Annotated in this window: 16 protein-coding genes; 2 read left to right on the forward strand and 14 right to left on the reverse strand. The window is 41.2% G+C overall.

The annotated features are described in order from the left end of the window. Positions 1–188 precede the first annotated feature (188 nt). The 8 genes from I3254_RS00665 to I3254_RS00700 all read right to left on the reverse strand — a co-directional run bounded on the left by I3254_RS00665 (position 189) and on the right by I3254_RS00700 (position 9,678). Entirely contained in the window at positions 189–779 is a 591-nt protein-coding gene (locus I3254_RS00665) for a recombinase family protein (protein ID WP_238050478.1), read from the reverse strand. A gap of 549 nt (positions 780–1,328) precedes the next feature. Further along, positions 1,329–1,691: a DUF3817 domain-containing protein gene (locus I3254_RS00670; RefSeq protein WP_087813587.1), complete on the reverse strand. Its 363-nt coding sequence runs from the start codon at positions 1,689–1,691 to the stop codon at positions 1,329–1,331. 245 nt (positions 1,692–1,936) lie between these two features. Beyond that, on the reverse strand, positions 1,937–2,644 hold the full coding sequence (gene lspA / locus I3254_RS00675) for a signal peptidase II (protein WP_238050485.1): 708 nt from the start codon (positions 2,642–2,644) through the stop codon (positions 1,937–1,939). A 141-nt stretch (positions 2,645–2,785) separates the two neighbouring features. Next, positions 2,786–4,066 (reverse strand): c-type cytochrome biogenesis protein CcmI, encoded by a 1,281-nt coding sequence (ccmI, locus tag I3254_RS00680; RefSeq protein WP_045448072.1) that lies wholly within the window; start codon positions 4,064–4,066, stop codon positions 2,786–2,788. Next, positions 4,063–4,632 (reverse strand): cytochrome c-type biogenesis protein, encoded by a 570-nt coding sequence (locus I3254_RS00685; protein ID WP_045448069.1) that lies wholly within the window; start codon positions 4,630–4,632, stop codon positions 4,063–4,065. Before I3254_RS00685 ends, ccmI begins: the two co-directional genes overlap by 4 nt. Next, positions 4,629–5,285 carry a DsbE family thiol:disulfide interchange protein gene (locus I3254_RS00690; protein ID WP_173240336.1) on the reverse strand — a complete coding sequence of 219 codons (657 nt, stop codon included), beginning with the start codon at positions 5,283–5,285 and terminating at the stop codon, positions 4,629–4,631. Before I3254_RS00690 ends, I3254_RS00685 begins: the two co-directional genes overlap by 4 nt. Before the next feature lie 6 nt (positions 5,286–5,291). Then, positions 5,292–7,340: a heme lyase CcmF/NrfE family subunit gene (locus tag I3254_RS00695; protein WP_058368779.1), complete on the reverse strand. Its 2,049-nt coding sequence runs from the start codon at positions 7,338–7,340 to the stop codon at positions 5,292–5,294. 121 nt (positions 7,341–7,461) lie between these two features. Then, a complete protein-coding gene (locus I3254_RS00700; RefSeq protein WP_198333361.1) occupies positions 7,462–9,678 on the reverse strand; it encodes a heavy metal translocating P-type ATPase in 2,217 nt (738 codons plus the stop codon). Between the two features lie 142 nt (positions 9,679–9,820). On the opposite strand from I3254_RS00700, the gene cadR reads away from it, so the two are divergent. Then, positions 9,821–10,231: a Cd(II)/Pb(II)-responsive transcriptional regulator gene (gene cadR, locus I3254_RS00705; protein WP_060492340.1), complete on the forward strand. Its 411-nt coding sequence runs from the start codon at positions 9,821–9,823 to the stop codon at positions 10,229–10,231. A gap of 148 nt (positions 10,232–10,379) precedes the next feature. Here the strand turns inward: cadR and I3254_RS00710 are convergent, their stop codons facing one another. Together I3254_RS00710 and I3254_RS00715 are read right to left on the reverse strand one after the other, a co-directional pair. Beyond that, complete coding sequence (locus I3254_RS00710) at positions 10,380–11,102, reverse strand: CHAP domain-containing protein (protein ID WP_011513678.1); 723 nt, start codon at positions 11,100–11,102, stop codon at positions 10,380–10,382. Positions 11,103–12,047: 945 nt separating this feature from the next. Next, positions 12,048–12,698: a DUF411 domain-containing protein gene (locus I3254_RS00715; RefSeq protein WP_011513677.1), complete on the reverse strand. Its 651-nt coding sequence runs from the start codon at positions 12,696–12,698 to the stop codon at positions 12,048–12,050. Between the two features lie 239 nt (positions 12,699–12,937). On the opposite strand from I3254_RS00715, the gene lnt reads away from it, so the two are divergent. Further along, a complete protein-coding gene (lnt, locus tag I3254_RS00720) occupies positions 12,938–14,506 on the forward strand; it encodes an apolipoprotein N-acyltransferase (RefSeq protein WP_045448063.1) in 1,569 nt (522 codons plus the stop codon). Between the two features lie 186 nt (positions 14,507–14,692). On the opposite strand, the gene I3254_RS00725 is transcribed toward lnt, so the two are convergent. The 4 genes from I3254_RS00725 to parA form a co-directional block, all read right to left on the reverse strand. Then, positions 14,693–15,619 carry a cation diffusion facilitator family transporter gene (locus I3254_RS00725; protein WP_087813585.1) on the reverse strand — a complete coding sequence of 309 codons (927 nt, stop codon included), beginning with the start codon at positions 15,617–15,619 and terminating at the stop codon, positions 14,693–14,695. Positions 15,620–15,864: 245 nt separating this feature from the next. Continuing rightward, a complete protein-coding gene (locus I3254_RS00730) occupies positions 15,865–16,059 on the reverse strand; it encodes a hypothetical protein (protein WP_140412949.1) in 195 nt (64 codons plus the stop codon). A 356-nt stretch (positions 16,060–16,415) separates the two neighbouring features. Beyond that, on the reverse strand, positions 16,416–16,625 hold the full coding sequence (locus tag I3254_RS00735) for a plasmid partition protein ParG (RefSeq protein WP_045448060.1): 210 nt from the start codon (positions 16,623–16,625) through the stop codon (positions 16,416–16,418). Positions 16,626–16,628: 3 nt separating this feature from the next. Beyond that, a complete protein-coding gene (gene parA, locus I3254_RS00740; RefSeq protein WP_198333365.1) occupies positions 16,629–17,267 on the reverse strand; it encodes a ParA family partition ATPase in 639 nt (212 codons plus the stop codon). Between the last annotated feature and the right edge of the window lie 104 nt (positions 17,268–17,371).

Genomic DNA, 17,371 nt, shown 5'->3' on the forward strand with positions numbered 1-17,371 from the left:
AATACTCAAATACTCAAATACTCAAATACTCAAATACTCAAATACTCAAATACTCAAATACTCAAATACTCAAATACAGGGTTTTTTTGAATCAAGATACATGATTAAAATCTATCAACTTAATGATTATATATTTGATAGCATCGCGTCTATAGAAACGTAAATTAATGTTTAAAATACTTCAGCTATTAACCCTGTTTTAAGACACGATAAACCGTAGCTACCCCAACACCAACCGCCTTAGCGATTTCCTCTTTTGTCATATTATTTTGACTGTCTAATTCTCTAATACGATTGTGTTTTGCTAGATTTGCTTTCTTACCAGTAGGTTTATATCCACTGTTTGCTAATCCCTGCTTGATACGCTCTCTACGCTTATCGTTATCCAGCTTTGCCATGGTTGCCAGTAAATCGATCAGCATATCGTTAATGACCTTTAGAATCTCTCCAGTCATACCCTCGCTAACCGTATGCGTGGTTGGTAAATCCGCCACCACCAATCGTAAGCCCTTATCTTTGATACGCTGCTTTAGAATCGCAAAATCATCTTGAGATAGCCGGCTTAATCTATCCACACTTTCGACCAGCAGAATATCGCCTTCTTCAGCATCATTGAGTAACAGAGTGAGTGCTGGTCTATCAAGCTTAGTACCACTGAAATGCTCTACGTACTCAACATGGTTATCATCATAGCTTTGGCTAAAGCTAATCAAGTCAGACAAGGCTCTCTTAGCGTCTTGATCCTTAGTACTGGCTCTCACATAAATACGAACAGTCATAACGCAGCCTCTATCACTTAGACTTAATAGTTAATGTTCATTGATAATAGTAAGATATTACTATCATTTAATAATATAAACAAGTCTAATGATAGATAAGTTATTGTTTAGAGGTTTTATGTTTTGGGTATAGGCTAATGATAGGAAAAAAGCACAGCAGCCAGTCTTATAATTCAAAAGTCTGTTATAGATGGTTCCATGCTAACAGTCTGCTTTAAGTAGTCTGTTAATAGGTTTGAAAGGTAAAATAACTGGTTTCCTTGGGGTATACCCTACGATAACAGGAAATCCATCGCGGATGACAAAACCTGTTTAGCTTTTAAACAAGACGGGTTTGTCGATAGTATGTAAGATAAGTTGGAAAAGTAACTAGAGTGTAAGACTATTCATACTGGGTCTGAATCAAAGTTTTATTGTGATTAATTTCTGCTCAATATTATTCATTTGTCGCCATGATGAGTGATGGCGGCTTGTAATTTAGTTAGGAAAAATAATCTTGAGTAATAATATACGTTTGTATCATTTGTATCATTTGTAGCAGAGCTTGTTCTAGGCTTCTTTACTTACACTTTTCTGTAAGTTATTTTTTAGTAAATGATCGAATATAAATGGGCCAAAAGGTAAGAGTGAGCCGAGTACGCCCGCAGGTATTGCCCAAAGAGGCATTTTCATTTTGATAGCTGAGCCTATAAGTATTATGATATAGGTAATAAACAAAATACCGTGTGCCATACCGATGTATTTCACACCTTCTGGAATATCCAGCATATATTTTAGTGGCATGGCGATGAAGAGCAATAATAAGAAAGAGGTGCCTTCTAGGTAGCCTATAAGGGTAAGACTTTTTAACGCGGTCTCTTGTTTTTTTCTAAGGCTGTGAATTTTTTCAATAGTTGGCTGAGCCTGTGACACTATATTTTCCTTTTGTTATTATCAATAAAGAATTTATGGATTATTCAATGTCTCTATAATAATGGCTCTACGCAGAGCTTTTAAGTATTGGGTTTTAAGACCTAAAATGAGTGAGTACCTATACCAGTCATACATTACCTTCCAGTTCACATTTTATAAACATACTCAAGTATAAAAAGTATTTTTCCGTATAGAGTGACTACGACGCTAGTTCATTTTGTTTGTGATAATCGGCATCAATGTGCTTATTTATTACGCTTACTTTCTAAAAATATCATGTCAATTATAATCAATGCGACACCGACACAGACACCTATATCTGCAACATTGAAAATAGGATAATTCCAGACATCAGCATAATGCACATGGATAAAGTCAACCACTTTACCAATTCTTAAACGATCGATTAAGTTGCCAATCGCACCACCGAGCATTAAGGCTAACCCCATGGACAATAGCTTGGCTGCACGTGGCGCTTTGATTAAATAAACCGTTAAAAAGATAGCCATTACAAAAGCTAAGCCTGAGAAAAACCATTTCTGCCAACCGCCAGCGTCGGCTAAAAAGCTAAATGCTGCCCCATAGTTATAAGCGAGTGTCCAGTTGAGAAATGGTTCAATGACCGGTACGGGGTCATTGAACGCTAATTTGGTTTGGGCCAACCACTTAGTCCATTGATCAAGTATTAATACCATTATCGCCAACAAATACCAGATAAAAGCGCGACTGCCATTGGCAACCATTTTTGGCATTTTATTCAACTTACCTTTAGGTGTTATCGAGTTGCCTGAGTTTACGTACATAGCTTTAGGCGTATGATTCATGGTTTTAGAGTCAATTGATTGATGAGTACTACTCACAGCTATAGGTACTTTATTGTCAGCAATATTAGTACTAGCCGATTCAACGCTATTCAATTTAGTACTATCTAATCTGTCGGTAGATTCAGTCATAGTTGTTTTCTTTATCTGTGTTTATACAATGAACAATGTTAAACGTATATGTTTTTAGTATACGACTATTAATAGCGCCACTTTTAAAAACGGCTCCACTTACCGCTCTGGTATTATGAAACTTACGGTAATAATTTTTTATTAGGGAATCTGTTGATTGATTTCAATATTAACCTGAGTCTGTTCAGCACTAATCACTATCGGATTACCCGATAAGTCGCCTGACTCTGCTATGGCATTACCGCTATGACTAATACGAGCAACGACTGCTAACTGAGTTTTGTCACTACGAGCTGAATTTAACGTGCGATCTGGCATCATCGCATCAAGATTGCTTAAGCGGATACTGGCCTCACCTTGCTCAATAACACTAATGGGTAAACGTTTGGCGGCAAACGGTGGACCTCCTTTAACGTCACGTATCGCAACAAACAACACATCATCAGCTTTCACTAACGGTAATAAATTAGCGTTAATTTTCACTGTCACGTCAATACCTTCTAGCGCTTGCTTTTCTTGCGTGCTAACGTAGTTGCTTAACTCATCTAAGCTTGCTAAAGCTTTAGTATGATCACCTGGTTTGGCCACAATGCTGCCTTGTAAGCGTTTAATCCAACCTTGCGCTTGGGCAAAGTTACTACTACGAGTCTCACCCATTGCCATGAGCATTTGAGCCCGTTCATGCTGCGGATTCTTAGCTAATATAGCTTGTAATACACGGCGAATATTGGCGTCTAACTGACCTTCATTAACGAAAAAGCTAGTCTGAGCATAAGTGGTGGCGATTTCTTCATTTTCAGGAGCTAAACGATAGGCACGAGATAAGGCTTCCAGCGCAGAATCAGTTGCCTCCATAGATAAGAAAAGCTCGGATAGGCGCATCCAGCGATTAGGATCATCAGCATTACGATGAACATTGGTTTGCATGGCGCTAATCAGTTGACGACCATCTTCAAACGCCCATGATGGCGGCTTGTCAATTTTAGCTGTCAATAGGTCGTCAGCCACTTGTCCTACTTTGTCCTCAGCTGTCCACAAATCAAACACGGGCGTACGATTGCCTATTAGTAAATACGCCATTGCAGCCAATATTGGGATCCAAGCTGCGACAATTAAACGGCTTTTGACATCAGGGGTGACCATAGGTGTTATCTGACGCTGCGCATCTAATAGCTGACGCTCAAGCTCCAGCTTTTGATTTTGATAATGGCTATTATTAATAGTACCGCTGTCTTTATCTGTTTGTAGCTCAGCTAAACGTTCGCGAAATACTGCAACATTAATATCTAGCAGTTGATTGTCTATTGGTTTGGACTGCAAACGCGGTGCTCGTAGCCATGGCATAATAGCAATCAGCGCAAATATAAGAGCAATCAGCAAGCTTAGAGTTACAAATAAGCCAAAAGTAGAAAATAGAGTCATTTTTTGTCCTCTAGGCTAGTAATGTCGTGGTCGACACTCTCAGCTTGCGATAATAGACGATCAAGCTCAGCCTTTTCCGTAGAGGTCAAGGCAGCAGTACTGTTCACTGTGACGCCGCTTTGACCACGGGCAACAACTTGGCGACGCTTACTTTGCCAAAACCAACCAATAATTAAGACGAGCAATAATAGTGGTGGAAAAAACCATAGGATCCATGTTGATGGTCGCATAGGCGGCTTGTAGCTAATAAAGTCACCGTAGCGCTCTTGCATATAGACGCGTATTTCAGCATCACTACGTCTATCTTTAATTAAATCATAGACTTTTTGCTTTAGATCCTGTGCAATCGGTGCATCAGAGGCTGCAAGGTTTTGATTTTGGCATTTTGGGCAGCGAAACTCTTCTATTAATCCACGATACTGAGCTTCTTGCTGTGGTGAGTCAAAATCGTATACGTCAATAGCTGCGTTTGCCGTCATGTTAAGCAGACACGCTAGTATTAAGCTTGCTAGTTTTAAAACTATATTGGGTTTTAGTTGAGGAGCTCTTATTCGAATAACGTTCATTTGCACATCTCCTCAACCTGAATGAGATCAGGACTATCGTTGTTCTTATTAGCCTCATTAAGTACGGTCAGGCACGGCTTAACACGCTGTTGCCAATTGGCTTCATTAACCTCACCAACAATATGCTGACGAATGATGCCATCTCCATCCACAACAAAGGTTTCGGGCGCACCAGTTATGCCTAAGTCTAGAGCAAACTGACCCAATGAATCCTGAATAGACATAGAAAATGGATCACCGCCTCGGTTTAAGTAACTGAGCGCATTACCAATCTCATCCTTATAATTCACACCAACGATATCAACGCCGCGCTCTTCTAGTTGCATTAAAAACGGATGCTCAATAACGCAAGTTGGGCACCATGAGCCCCAAACATTAAGTAAAAACGGCTTATCCGGCAAATTATCATTGGTGATAGTACGGGTAGTATCTGCTAATAACGGCAGCTCAAAGGTAGGAACCGGACGCTCAAGAGCGGTATTGGTCACAATGTCTGTTGGTTTACCTAAGCGCATGTACAATATAACTACCAAACCAAAAAAGAGGATAAGCGGAATTAAGAACCATAGCTTCGTCTGCTTTTTTTTCATTGTCTTTGGGTTACGCTGCTTACTGTTTTGGCTATCTTTTTGCTCAGGAGTATTATTCGACATAGTCATTTATTTCTCCTTTAGTGTCGACATCGTCGATGCTGAGATTGCCTGTTCAATAGCTACCTCATTGACTCCATCAGTAGCCAGATCACCAGTAACTAGCAATGGAGCTTTAACTTTTTTGATGCGGTATCGTTTATCAAGCATGCTAATTAATCCACCTAGAGCCATGATAATTGCCCCTAACCAAATCCAGCGAATTAATGGTTTTACATAAATCCTTAATGCCCATTGGTTACTACCATCGGCAATAGGTTCGCCCAGTGCGACATAAACATCGCGCATAAGATTGGGGTCAATAGCGGCCTCAGTTGTTGGCATAGTGCTGATAATATACGTACGTTTTTCAGGATATAGCGTTGCCACTTCTTGGCCATTCTTAGTCACTACAACCTCAGCTTGCGTTGCATCAAAGTTACTCCCCTTTATTTCAAAAAATTCAGTTACTTCAAAATCGTAACCTTGAACATTGACTGTATCGCCAATACCCATTGCTACGTCACGCTCAATACTCAAGCTACTAGTAAAGGCTATGCCAATGACAGCAACCAATACGCCAATATGAGCAGTCTGTTGACCCCAATAGCTCAGACGCAACTGCCGCAAACCGTTAAAAAGATTAGGCGCATTCTTAGTTTTATCTTTAAAATCAACTGCCATCCATAGCAGTACCCAAAAGCTAACGGCTAAAGTCACACCAATATTAAGCATAGACGATGGATTAACAAAGTAAGTAATAATGGCGGCTAATACTAAGCTACTAACGGCGATGACCATGCCTATACCCAGTAGTGGACGGGTGTCTTTTTTCCAGCGAATATTTGAGCCCATACCCATAGCTATTAATAACAGCCACGTTAAAGGTACAAATAATGCATTAAAATAAGGAGGGCCGACGGACACTTGTCCTAAACCAAAGGCATCAGCGATAATAGGATAGAGGGTGCCGAGCAACACCACTAAGGTTGCAATCAAAATGATGGCGTTGTTGATCACTAAAAAGGACTCACGTGAAATCAGCTGATATTGACTTTCAACGGTTAAACGCCAACCGCGAACGGCAAACATCAATAGACCACTACCGATGATAATGCCAAGAATAGCTAAGATAACCAAACCACGCGTCGGATCAGCGGCAAACGAATGCACTGAGGTAAGGACTCCAGAGCGTACCAGGAACGTGCCAAGCAAGCTTAAGGCAAAGGCGAAAATAGCCAGCATGATGGTCCATGCTTTAAACACCCCGCGCTTTTCAGTGACTGCTAATGAATGCAGCAATGCTAAGCCGACAAGCCAAGGCATAAACGAGGCGTTCTCTACCGGATCCCAAAACCACCAACCGCCCCAGCCAAGCTCGTAGTAGGCCCACCACGAGCCCAGTGCAATACCAATGGTCAAAAATCCCCAAGCCGCGAGCGCCCATGGACGTGACCAGCGTGTCCAAGCAGCATCTAAACGCCCTTCCCACAATGCCGCCATACAAAATGCAAAAGGCACTACCATACCCACATAGCCCATATATAACATGGGCGGATGAATAATCAGACCGAAATCTTGTAGGACGGGATTTAAATCAGCGCCATCGACCGCTAGATTGGGTAAGGTACGCTCAAACGGTGACGAGGTAAATATCAGCATTGTTAGCATCATTAACTGTACACCGGCCAAAATAACTAGTACCCGCGCACGCATTGATAACGGCAAGCCGCGACTAAAGTATGATACCAGTGCACACCATGTGGCCATGATGGTCATCCATAGCAGCAAAGAGCCCTCGTGTCCGCCCCATGTCGCCGATAACTTATAGTACCAAGGCAACAGCGTATTGGAATGCTGCGCGACGTAACTGAGGCTAAAATCATTATAATAAAAACCTGCTATCAAAGCGCCAAATGACGTTATCATGGCGGCAAACTGTGCCCAAGCTAAGCTAGGGGCTAGTCGTTGCCAAGCAACTTGGTTACGAATAACACCAATAGTTGGCAGAATTACCTGCAATAACGCCAATACAAAAGCGGTAAGCAAGGCAAAATAGCCCAATTCTGTAATCAACATACGGTCTAACCTTATTTACTCTAATGCGGTTGCAGTTTACTGTAGCGGTGGAATTTTTATTATTAGAACCCACCCCCGAAATCTGCTGCTATCTCTAGTTTTTAATTGATTTCGAAGGGTTTTATTTAACTACTTTAGGCGCAGTTACCATTGGAGGCGCTCCTTTAAAGCGCAGTAAACGTAACGCATTGAGAGTAACGAGCACTGTTGCTCCAGCATCAGCTAGAACCGCAATCCATAGTCCAGTAATGCCGAATACGGTCGTGATCAGAAAGACGCCTTTGAGACCTAAAGCGAAAATGACGTTCTGATGAATGTTGCGCATGGTGGCACGCGAAAGTGCAATCAGATGAGCCATGTCTGTAACCCGACTTTTCAATAATGCGATATCGGCCGTCTCAATGGCCACATCGGTACCACCACCCATCGCGATGCCAACATCAGCGGTTGCTAGTGCTGGCGCATCGTTAATACCATCACCCACCATCGCTATTTTGCTGTTATTCTTCATCTCGTTAAGCAAGCGCAGTTTGTCCTCAGGCAACAGCTCAGCTTCCCATTCCACGTCTAAATTACTGGCAAGTGCTTGAGCGGTTAAGCGGTTGTCGCCTGTTAGCATGACGGAGCGCACACCCATCGCTTTAAGTTGAGCCACACCTTCATGAGCGTCGTCTCGTAACTCGTCTCTTAGTGCGACCAATCCAAGCACTTCTCGACTTTGCTCATCGAAAAGAACTGAGACGGTCTTGCCCTCATTTTGCAGCGCCTCGATTTGTGCCTGTTGCTCGGCTGAAATTGATGCCTCATCTGCGGCATAAACAGGCGAACCGATAGCTAGCGCGCGCCCAGCGATAGTTGCGTGTACCGCTTTACCCGCAGTAGCAGAAGCTTTAGAAGCCACAGGTATGACAACTTTGGCGGCTTTGGCATGACTGACAATGGCTTCAGCAAGCGGGTGACTAGAACCTGTCTCCACACTGGCAAAGAGCGCCAATACCTTATCTTTACCTTGAGAACCCTGATCCTGAGAATCCTGACCTTGAACACTTGAATACTCTTGTGTAATGTCAACAACATCGGTCACGCGTGGTTTGCCTTCAGTTAAAGTGCCTGTCTTGTCAAAAGCGACTGTCTTCACTTGGCCGATGGTTTCTAAAGCACTACCGCCCTTGATCAGCAAGCCGCGGCGCGCACCGACCGCTAGACCAGAGGCGATAGCAGCTGGTGTTGAGAGCACAAGAGCACAAGGACAAGCGATCAATAATAAGGCTAGACCTCGATATAACCAAGTTGACCAATCTCCGCCCATGGTTAACGGTGGGACGATGATAATTAGGGCGGCAATAGCCATCACAGCCGGTGTATAGTAACGACTGAATTTCTCAATAAAACGGGCAGTGGGTGCTTTGGAAGCTTGCGCTTGCTCTACCAAATCAATAATGCGCGAAATAGTGTTATCGGCGGCTGTCTTTTCTACGCGCACTTGGAGCACACCATCGATGTTAATTGACCCTGCAAATACATTGTCACCCATCGTCTTGGCAACAGGAACAGACTCTCCCGTCACGGGCGAATCATCAAGGCTGGACGCACCTTGAACAATGGAACCATCAGCAGATACCCTATCTCCAGGACGCACCAGCACAAGGTCATTCACTTGTAGTGAAGTCGCTGGAACGTTACGCTGCCCACCTTGAGCATCAAGTAAAATCGCACTTTTCGGAACCAGCGATGATAAGGCTCTGATGCCAGCGCGAGCGCGATCAGCAGCGATACTCTCAAACAGTTCACCGATTGAGAACAAAAAGACAACCGCTGCGGCCTCTTCAGCTTCACCAATGATAAGTGCGCCAAGCACGGCGACGGACATCAGCGTTTCAATTGAAAAGAATGAACCTGTTTTAGCCAGTGCTAAGGCTTTGCGTGCAAATGGAAAAACGCCTACAATCACAGCGATGGCAAACACCCATATCCCATAAGCGGGGAACAGTAGTGACAGTGCATAAGCGCTGCCCATCAAAATACCGAGACCAACAACCTGTTTGCCTTTTTGAGTTTGCCACCACCGCTTATCCTGCGGAGCCATCTGATTGTCGCTGTCAATATCAATAGCCGATACAGTTTGTTGACCAGTATTGGCAGATATACCGAACCCTAGGCTTTTGATGGTTTTTTCGATATCACTAGCCTGAGTCGGCGCACCAGGGGCTAAATTTAGCTCTAGCGTTTCTGTAGCGAAATTCAGCTGAACATCAGAAACCCCAGGCATACGTTTCAAAGCTGTTTCAATCTTGCCGATGCAACTGGCACAGTCCATACCTTCAATATGATATTTCATAATAATTTACCCTTTGAATAATGATATTATGAACCCTCTAGTGGCTTTAGAGTCAAGGTTATTCATCTACAGTTTCGTAATTTTAATTTCTCTAGCGCCAGTCTTTACAGCCACTTTAATCATTTAAATCATAGAGGTTGTTATGACAATCAAAATTGGTGAGCTCGCTAAACGCACAGGTGCCACAGTGGAAACCATTCGCTATTACGAAAAGGAGCACTTATTACCTGAGCCTTCTCGCAGCGCAGGGAATTATCGTTTATATAATGAAGAGCACATTGAACGTCTACAATTTATCCTACACTGCCGTACGCTTGACATGGCTTTAGACGAAGTAAGAATCTTACTTGAATACTGGGAGGAACCTGATAAAGACTGTGGTGATGTGAACTCATTACTAGATAAGCAAATTTATGCTGTAGAAATACGAATGGAAGAATTGATGCACTTAAAGCAGCACTTGACTGTTTTGCGTCAGAAATGTGCAAGTAGTGCACCAGCAGTATCATGTGGCATCTTAAACGCGCTGGTCGATAATTCCTGTCATGAGTAATGATATCAGTAGTGTTCATTTCTAACTGATCAAATCATGAAAGGTTAAATACACCCTGATGTTAAGCACAAAAAAACCCAGCAATGATATTAAGATCACTACTGGGGTTGGAGGAAATAATAACTATGTTGTGCTGACTTATCAGGTCTTATTTATCATTCATAGCAAGGTAGATATTTCGATCTGATGCGGATGCGTCATCCACGTATTTTGAATCACGCCATGTGGTATAAGCATAGACACCACTGTATGGGCTGATGCTGTTCTGACGGAAATCAGAAATCCAGTTTTCGCCATCAAAGATTTGGATATGGCCATGTGGACGCTTTGATGAGCGATCATAGACAATAACATCACCTACTTGGGTTGGCATATCATTACTGATTTTGCTAAAACCTGCTTTATCAAGCGTGCCACGAGTGGCGTACTGATAGGCTGAAGGATTGGGGGTGAACTCATAACCTGCTGATTGTAGTGCTTTACGTACGTAACGGGCACAGTATCCAGAGCTACCAGATAGAGCCACTCGTGAAGCACGAGCAGCAGCGATAGCGGGGGCTGAATTGCTATCAGGAACTGTATTGACTTGCTGCTGTTGTTTTTCAGCGTATAAGCGGCTGTTTAATGATGAAAGCCGACTCTCTTTTTGCTTAGCCTGCGCACTTAGGTTGCTAATAGCTTGACTGATTTCGTCATTACTAGAAACATAAGCACCACTGCTAGTGCTATAGATGTTTTTTGATGAACCGTAGTTTGATGCCACAGAAGTATTGGTGATGGTATTATTTGTTTGAGAGATTGTGATAGCAGCACCACTCGTTTGTGCTATGCCCATACCCAGTACTGACAAAATCAATAAAGCCTGTTTCATAAATCTAATACCTACGGTTAATTCAAAATGGTCTGTTATCAACAACAGCGCAGTCAATTAAATTTCAACAACTCAAGTATATATACGTCATAGTGACTGATACTTCTGCTGCATATTATTCATATAAAAAATGATTATTGGCGATCACAGCACATCATTGAAGTCTTACGAAGCTGTTGCAAATCAAGCTGCTGGCCAAAACACAAAGCCGACTTTAGCATAGGCTGTTTAGCCTGTCATCACCCTTAAAAACCCCAAAAATACTTTTTTGATGTTGAAAAAATTGCTAATATTCCACATTTTACAATGTAAGTTTGTGTAACATATACAGAATATAGCTGACTAAATTGACAACAATTTCTACTGTTTTATAAGCAAAAAAACGTCTGAGGGTTAAATCTAAATTATAGATTTAACCCTCAGACGTTTTTTTATTGGATGAAGTAATTACCCTATATAGGGTCTAACTAATTATTAAGATAATATAATAATTTATAATATTAATATAGATATAGATGTTAATTCCCTACTGGCTTATGTAATATTACGTAATTGTTTCGATACATCCTGTATATTCTTGTATTAACCCTTAATTATTTATCTATTTTAAGGGTTAATAACCGATAAATCCGCTTACATTGTCATCAAAAGTTACAAATTCAAAGTTATTTTTGCTTTTAAAGTCGCAATAGCTAATGATTTTTTTGATGAAGAATCATTTTATAAGCAATAGAACAGTCTTATACCTGCCTCATTTACTGGTGGTGTTCTAAAAAGTATGCTGGCGCTAAAAGTCAATAAGAAGTCTATGCTAAGTTCTCTGATTATATATGGCTTTTAAAGCTTCAAAAATTGTTCAAATTTTGATCAGCATACTTTTTGACACACCACCCATTTACTTTTAACGCTAACACTATAATCAAAGTATTCTTAACTGCTAACACACTATAATTGCTGCTCTACCGATTCAATATCAGCATAAACTTGGGTCGTCCCGTCTTTATTGAGCTGCATAACCTGATAGGGCATGAATTTATTTTGATACTCCATACCTGGGCTACCAACAGGCATGCCAGGTACGGCAAGACCCATAGCTTGTACTGGCGGATTTTCTAAGAACTGCGCCATATACTTAGCAGGTACATGACCTTCAAAGACGTAATCATCAGTAGTGACTACAGTATGGCAAGAACGCATCTCAGTTGGAACGCTGTAGCGCTCTTTAAATACGGCTAAGTCCGCAACATCTTGCGCGGTTGCACTTAGACCATTATCTTCTGCATGACTTATCCATTCTTTACAGCAGCCGCAATTGGCATCTTTATAGACCGTAGCTGAGACGTTTTTTAGTAGGTCTGGTTTACTTACTGACCTTGTCATCATGTGAGCACTTTTAGCGTTTGGTTCATCTTCCTTTAAAGTGATAGCTGTTGCATTTTCGGTTGTTACTGATGTTGTGTTTGCATCAGATACGCCACTACTCGGTTGGCTACAAGCAAATAGTGATGAGGCGGCAAGTAACACCAGCGTACCACGCAACCCCTTAGACAGATGACGATTGAATATAAGACTGGATTTTATTTTTAAGGGGGTCATAGTGCTCTCTCATGTACTGTAGATATTGTGAGCTATAGAAGGTCAAGTAACACTTCATATCGTTTGGTAATGTAGCATAATAACCCATCAAACGGGGTACGTAAATTTATACATTGAGCAGTGCGGACTGGTATCATAAGCAGTTTTTATTTTGAAATGCTGCCTGTAGTATTAACGGGTCTATCTGAGTTTTGGATTTTGATTAAAAATTCAAGGCTCATAATTTTGGATAATTTGCGATGCACCTGTCTACTATTAGTCTACAAAAGCGTTTGAGTACTCACTTAAATCAATTACCGCTATGGCTTACGCTAGTAGCAGCATGGCTTGCAGGGGCTATTTTTTTATTTGCATTATCGCCTTATGGGTTCTGGCCGCTAGCAATAGTGTCACCAGCGATTTTATATGCGCTGTTGGTGCCAAATATGAGTGGTCGTCGCGCTTTTATTATCGGTGAAGCTTACGGTATGGGGCTATGGTGCGTCGGCGGCTTTTGGCTCTATACAGCTATCCATGATTATAGCGATACTCCAACGTGGCTCGCATTGATTATGATTGGATTGATGGGTCTCGGTATGGGACTGTTTCATGGATTTTTAGCACTAGCCTTTAACCGTATGGTAGGCAAACAACCCTTTTCATTTGCTGCTCTTTGGGTGCTACAAGAATGGTTAAAAACTTGGTTATTCACAGGCTTTCCGTGGCTGTTTGTTGGTTATGCGTTTACTGAAGAGTATTGGTTATCGTCCTTAGCACCCGTTGCTGGTGTTTTTGCCGTCTCTTTTGTTGCCATACTATTGGCTGCAAGTTTAGTAGAGCTACTGCTTCGGCGCAGTAGTTATGCCGTCGTTTCTGTACTGTTATTGGCCATTAGCACATCATTATGGCTGGTCAATCCGCAATGGACAAAACCTAAGGGCACACCTGATCTGTCAGTGTCATTGATTCAAGGTAATATTTCACAAGATATAAAGTGGCTGACTCAATATCAAGTAGAAACGCTAAAGATTTATGCGAAGTTAACGCGCACTGAGTGGGGACGTGATGTTGTGGTGTGGCCTGAATCATCTATTCCGATGTTTCAGGATGAGGCTGCGGGCTTTATTAGTGAAATGATAGAAATGGCTAATGCGACCAATACGACATGGATAACTGGTATCCCTTATAAGGATAAAGCGGCATTCAATGCCAGTACGGATAAGTATCCCCCATTTTACAATAGCGTGATTGCTCGAGGTGTAGAAGCGGAAGGCCTATACAAGAAGCAGCGTCTGGTGCCTTTTGGAGAGTATATTCCATTTGAAGGCGTGCTCGATATTTTCCCAAGTTTGGCCGGTAGTCAGGATATTAAGAGCTATAGTCGCGGTAGTGATCAGCAGTCACCGCTACAGGTGCGTGGACACAATATAGGGACGGCTATCTGTTATGAGGTAGCTTATCCAGATACCACGCGTAAAAATGCCATCGATACTGACTTTTTGTTGACGGTCTCTAACGATGCCTGGTTTGGCACTTCAGCAGGACCATTGCAACATTTGCAAATGGTACAAATGCGCGCGCTTGAGAACGGGCGCTGGTTTATTCGAGCGACCAATACTGGTGTTACCGCTATCATTAACCATAAAGGTCGTATTGTAGAACGCGCACCGCAGTTTGAGCGTACTGTACTACGTGGTGAGATACAGGCACGGGTTGGTAACACTCCCTTTATGCTTATGGGAAATTATCCTATCTTGATAATAATAACTCTGTTATTACTACTAAGCTATTTTGGCAAAGGTCTAACCACACTTAGAGGACGAGGGTAATAGTAAACTTAATTATAATAATTTAATCAGCGTAAGTTTTTTATTTTTTCTAGGTAACGTCCTAACGCACGTAAATATAAAAGTTTTAAACTATTGATCACATAAGAACTGATTGAAAAAATTATGTCGACATAAAGCACGCGCCTCATACTTAAAAAGAGATAGCTATATACGGTCTATCATCTTTTAGTTGATACTTTCATTTAATGCACGCGATTTTTGATTGTCATCTGCCTTAATACCAAATTCAATAGTTGCATGTTGTATATTCTGATGCGCCAAATCTTCCTTAATATTTTCTTTCATAATAAGAGTCTCTTCTAATGTCACATCGCTCTTCGGTACGATATGAACTGTCAGAGCATTCTCAGTGGTACTCAAGGCCCAGATGTGCAGATGATGAAAGTTTTGAATAAATTTATAGCTCTCTAAGATAGCAGTGATTTTACTGAGATCAACATTTTGAGGTACTCCGTCAATAGCAAGCTTGATACTCTCTTTTAGTAGACCCCAAGTCGATAACAGTATCACGACTGAAATAATCAAGCTAACTAGAGGATCAACGATATTCCAACTTGTATAGTAAATAATAATGCCCGAGATAACGACACCTACAGAGACCAATGCATCTACCATTAGATGCAAGAAAGCACCTTTAACATTAATATCGTCTTTTTGACCTTTGTAGAATGCAAAAGCAGAAACAGTATTTATAAATACACCTATTAGAGCTGTAATAATAATAACTTTTCCTGCAACTTCCGGTATGGTATCAAATCGACCCAAGGCCTCATACGCAATACCTATAACGATTGTAACTAACAATATGGCGTTAATAAGAGAAGCCATTATAGAAGCTTTTTTGTAGCCATAGGTATAAAGCGTAGTAGATGCTTTCTGTGCTAATTTCATTCCAATTAACGAGATTATTAAACTGGCAACATCACTTAAGTTGTGGCTAGCGTCTGCGATTAAAGCTAATGAATTAGTTGAGTAGCCCACTATGAACTCGATGAGCGTAAATGCAGAATTTAGACCAATTCCAATATAGAAAGCCTTATTCATATTTTTAGGGTTTGGAGCTTGGTGACTGTGGTTATCTGAATTACTCATAATTTACCCTTGTTTAGGTTGCTGCATTTTATTAAAGGTAGAAAATAATTTTATTGCATATCTTCTATATTGCACAGTCAATATTGCTCTAATACCGTAGACACACTTATTGTTATCAATAAACTGAGCCACAACTGGATTGTATGTCCTATCTCTCCTTGGGCGAAAAAAGCGGCTTTTACTGTAATCTAACTGGCTTACGTAAGCTTCTTATTTTCACGTTCAAGCTCTTTAGTATGTGTAGCTTAGTCTTGAATGTTGGTTAGTATGGTTTCATTAGTGCGCTTTTTATGACATGACCACAATGTTCCAAAAGTAGATTCTATTTTCAGTACTATAACTTGAATGGTTGACCACATAGAGGTGTAATCGTTTAATGCTTCAATCAGCATGCGAACGGCGCGTTTTTTAATCTCAGGAGTGTAGGTTTGTCTTTTCATTGTCGTATTCTCTCAGAAAGTTGAGTCTCCGACAATCTCGGGGCGGTTCAGAATAATGATGGGGCTAGAAGCCCCTTATATTTTGTGTAACTTAAATCGTTATTGAGTACGCTTTGATTAAGGGCAATATACCTTAGCACTGCTAACCGTTTTTGGTTCTATTATATGGTACTGATATAGGAAACAGTGCTTGTTTTGCCATGGGCATTTTTTTTGCAGCTTGCTTCTACGTCTGGCTTAAGAAAACAAGCATCTGATGATACTAGAAAGGTACACAGCGTTCGATGATATATATAGTTTTTTGAGTTTTTTATACATATCCTTTTTTTAGGTATAAAAAATCCGATTTTTTATATCTATCGTTCAACCAACTTTTCATCAATCATTTCAGTCAACAGCTCAGTAACCGTTTTTCGGCTTTCAAGCGCGTACCGTTTGAGCGCAATGTGTTTATCTTCATCTAGATTAAAATTCACGCGTACCGTCTTTTTGGGACTGTCCGTCACATCCGATAGAGCTAACTGATCCTTAACGTTCTTACTAGGGCGACCTGCTGATAAACTCATGACCTACTCCTCACCAAAAAATATTTGAATCTCACTGACCAATGCGGTTATCTCTTGTATCGCATTGCTATTAGGCGATTCGGTATCAAATACTGTCTTACCAAGGGCAGCACTATTAGGATAAGCAACTCGCTGCATCACTCTGGTCTCTAATACCGGAAGATTATAATCAAGCAGCGCGGTTGCCACCTCTTTACCAATATTGGTATTTTGAATGGCGCGTGATACGACAAAGGCCGCCTTTAGTTGGCCATCCATCATCTCAATACGTTGCTGTACTAAATCAACCAAATCACTGGTTGCCCAGATATCATAAGGACTCGGCTGCACCGGAATCAATATAAAATCAGCCGCCTTTATAGCAGAAATAGCCAGACTAGTAGCTTGCGGCGATCCATCGATCACCACGTAATCTTTATCAGAAACGCTTTTTAAATCTTTATCAAGTGTTGGTCTATCAAGCCCGATCACTGGTACCGGATTGTCTTCATCAACCGCTCTCCAGTCACGCGCACTGCCCTGCTGGTCGCTATCCACCAACAAAACACTATGACCTTTTAGTTGTAAGCCACGAGCCAAATGCGTTGCGATGGTAGTCTTACCGCTACCACCCTTTTGATTTAATACCGCGATTACCTTCATAAATACAGATCCCTGTAGTATGTATTGAGTATATAAGTATATAAGTATATAAGTATATAAGTATATAAGTATATAAGTATATAAGTATATAAGTATATAAGTAT

The sequence above is a fragment of the Psychrobacter sp. Ps2 genome (assembly GCF_022129405.1).
Lineage (GTDB): Bacteria > Pseudomonadota > Gammaproteobacteria > Pseudomonadales > Moraxellaceae > Psychrobacter.

Coding starts and splice junctions, on each gene's coding strand:
- I3254_RS00665 (WP_238050478.1), bottom strand. CDS start 779: ATGACTGTTCGTATTTATGTGAGAGCCAGTACTAAGGATCAAGACGCT.
- I3254_RS00690 (WP_173240336.1), bottom strand. CDS start 5,285: ATGTCGAATAATACTCCTGAGCAAAAAGATAGCCAAAACAGTAAGCAG.
- lnt (WP_045448063.1), top strand. CDS start 12,938: ATGCACCTGTCTACTATTAGTCTACAAAAGCGTTTGAGTACTCACTTA.
- lspA (WP_238050485.1), bottom strand. CDS start 2,644: ATGACTGAATCTACCGACAGATTAGATAGTACTAAATTGAATAGCGTT.
- I3254_RS00700 (WP_198333361.1), bottom strand. CDS start 9,678: ATGAAATATCATATTGAAGGTATGGACTGTGCCAGTTGCATCGGCAAG.
- parA (WP_198333365.1), bottom strand. CDS start 17,267: ATGAAGGTAATCGCGGTATTAAATCAAAAGGGTGGTAGCGGTAAGACT.
- I3254_RS00735 (WP_045448060.1), bottom strand. CDS start 16,625: ATGAGTTTATCAGCAGGTCGCCCTAGTAAGAACGTTAAGGATCAGTTA.
- ccmI (WP_045448072.1), bottom strand. CDS start 4,066: ATGACTCTATTTTCTACTTTTGGCTTATTTGTAACTCTAAGCTTGCTG.
- I3254_RS00730 (WP_140412949.1), bottom strand. CDS start 16,059: ATGAAAAGACAAACCTACACTCCTGAGATTAAAAAACGCGCCGTTCGC.
- I3254_RS00695 (WP_058368779.1), bottom strand. CDS start 7,340: ATGTTGATTACAGAATTGGGCTATTTTGCCTTGCTTACCGCTTTTGTA.
- I3254_RS00710 (WP_011513678.1), bottom strand. CDS start 11,102: ATGAAACAGGCTTTATTGATTTTGTCAGTACTGGGTATGGGCATAGCA.
- I3254_RS00715 (WP_011513677.1), bottom strand. CDS start 12,698: ATGACCCCCTTAAAAATAAAATCCAGTCTTATATTCAATCGTCATCTG.
- I3254_RS00685 (WP_045448069.1), bottom strand. CDS start 4,632: ATGAACGTTATTCGAATAAGAGCTCCTCAACTAAAACCCAATATAGTT.
- I3254_RS00725 (WP_087813585.1), bottom strand. CDS start 15,619: ATGAGTAATTCAGATAACCACAGTCACCAAGCTCCAAACCCTAAAAAT.
- cadR (WP_060492340.1), top strand. CDS start 9,821: ATGACAATCAAAATTGGTGAGCTCGCTAAACGCACAGGTGCCACAGTG.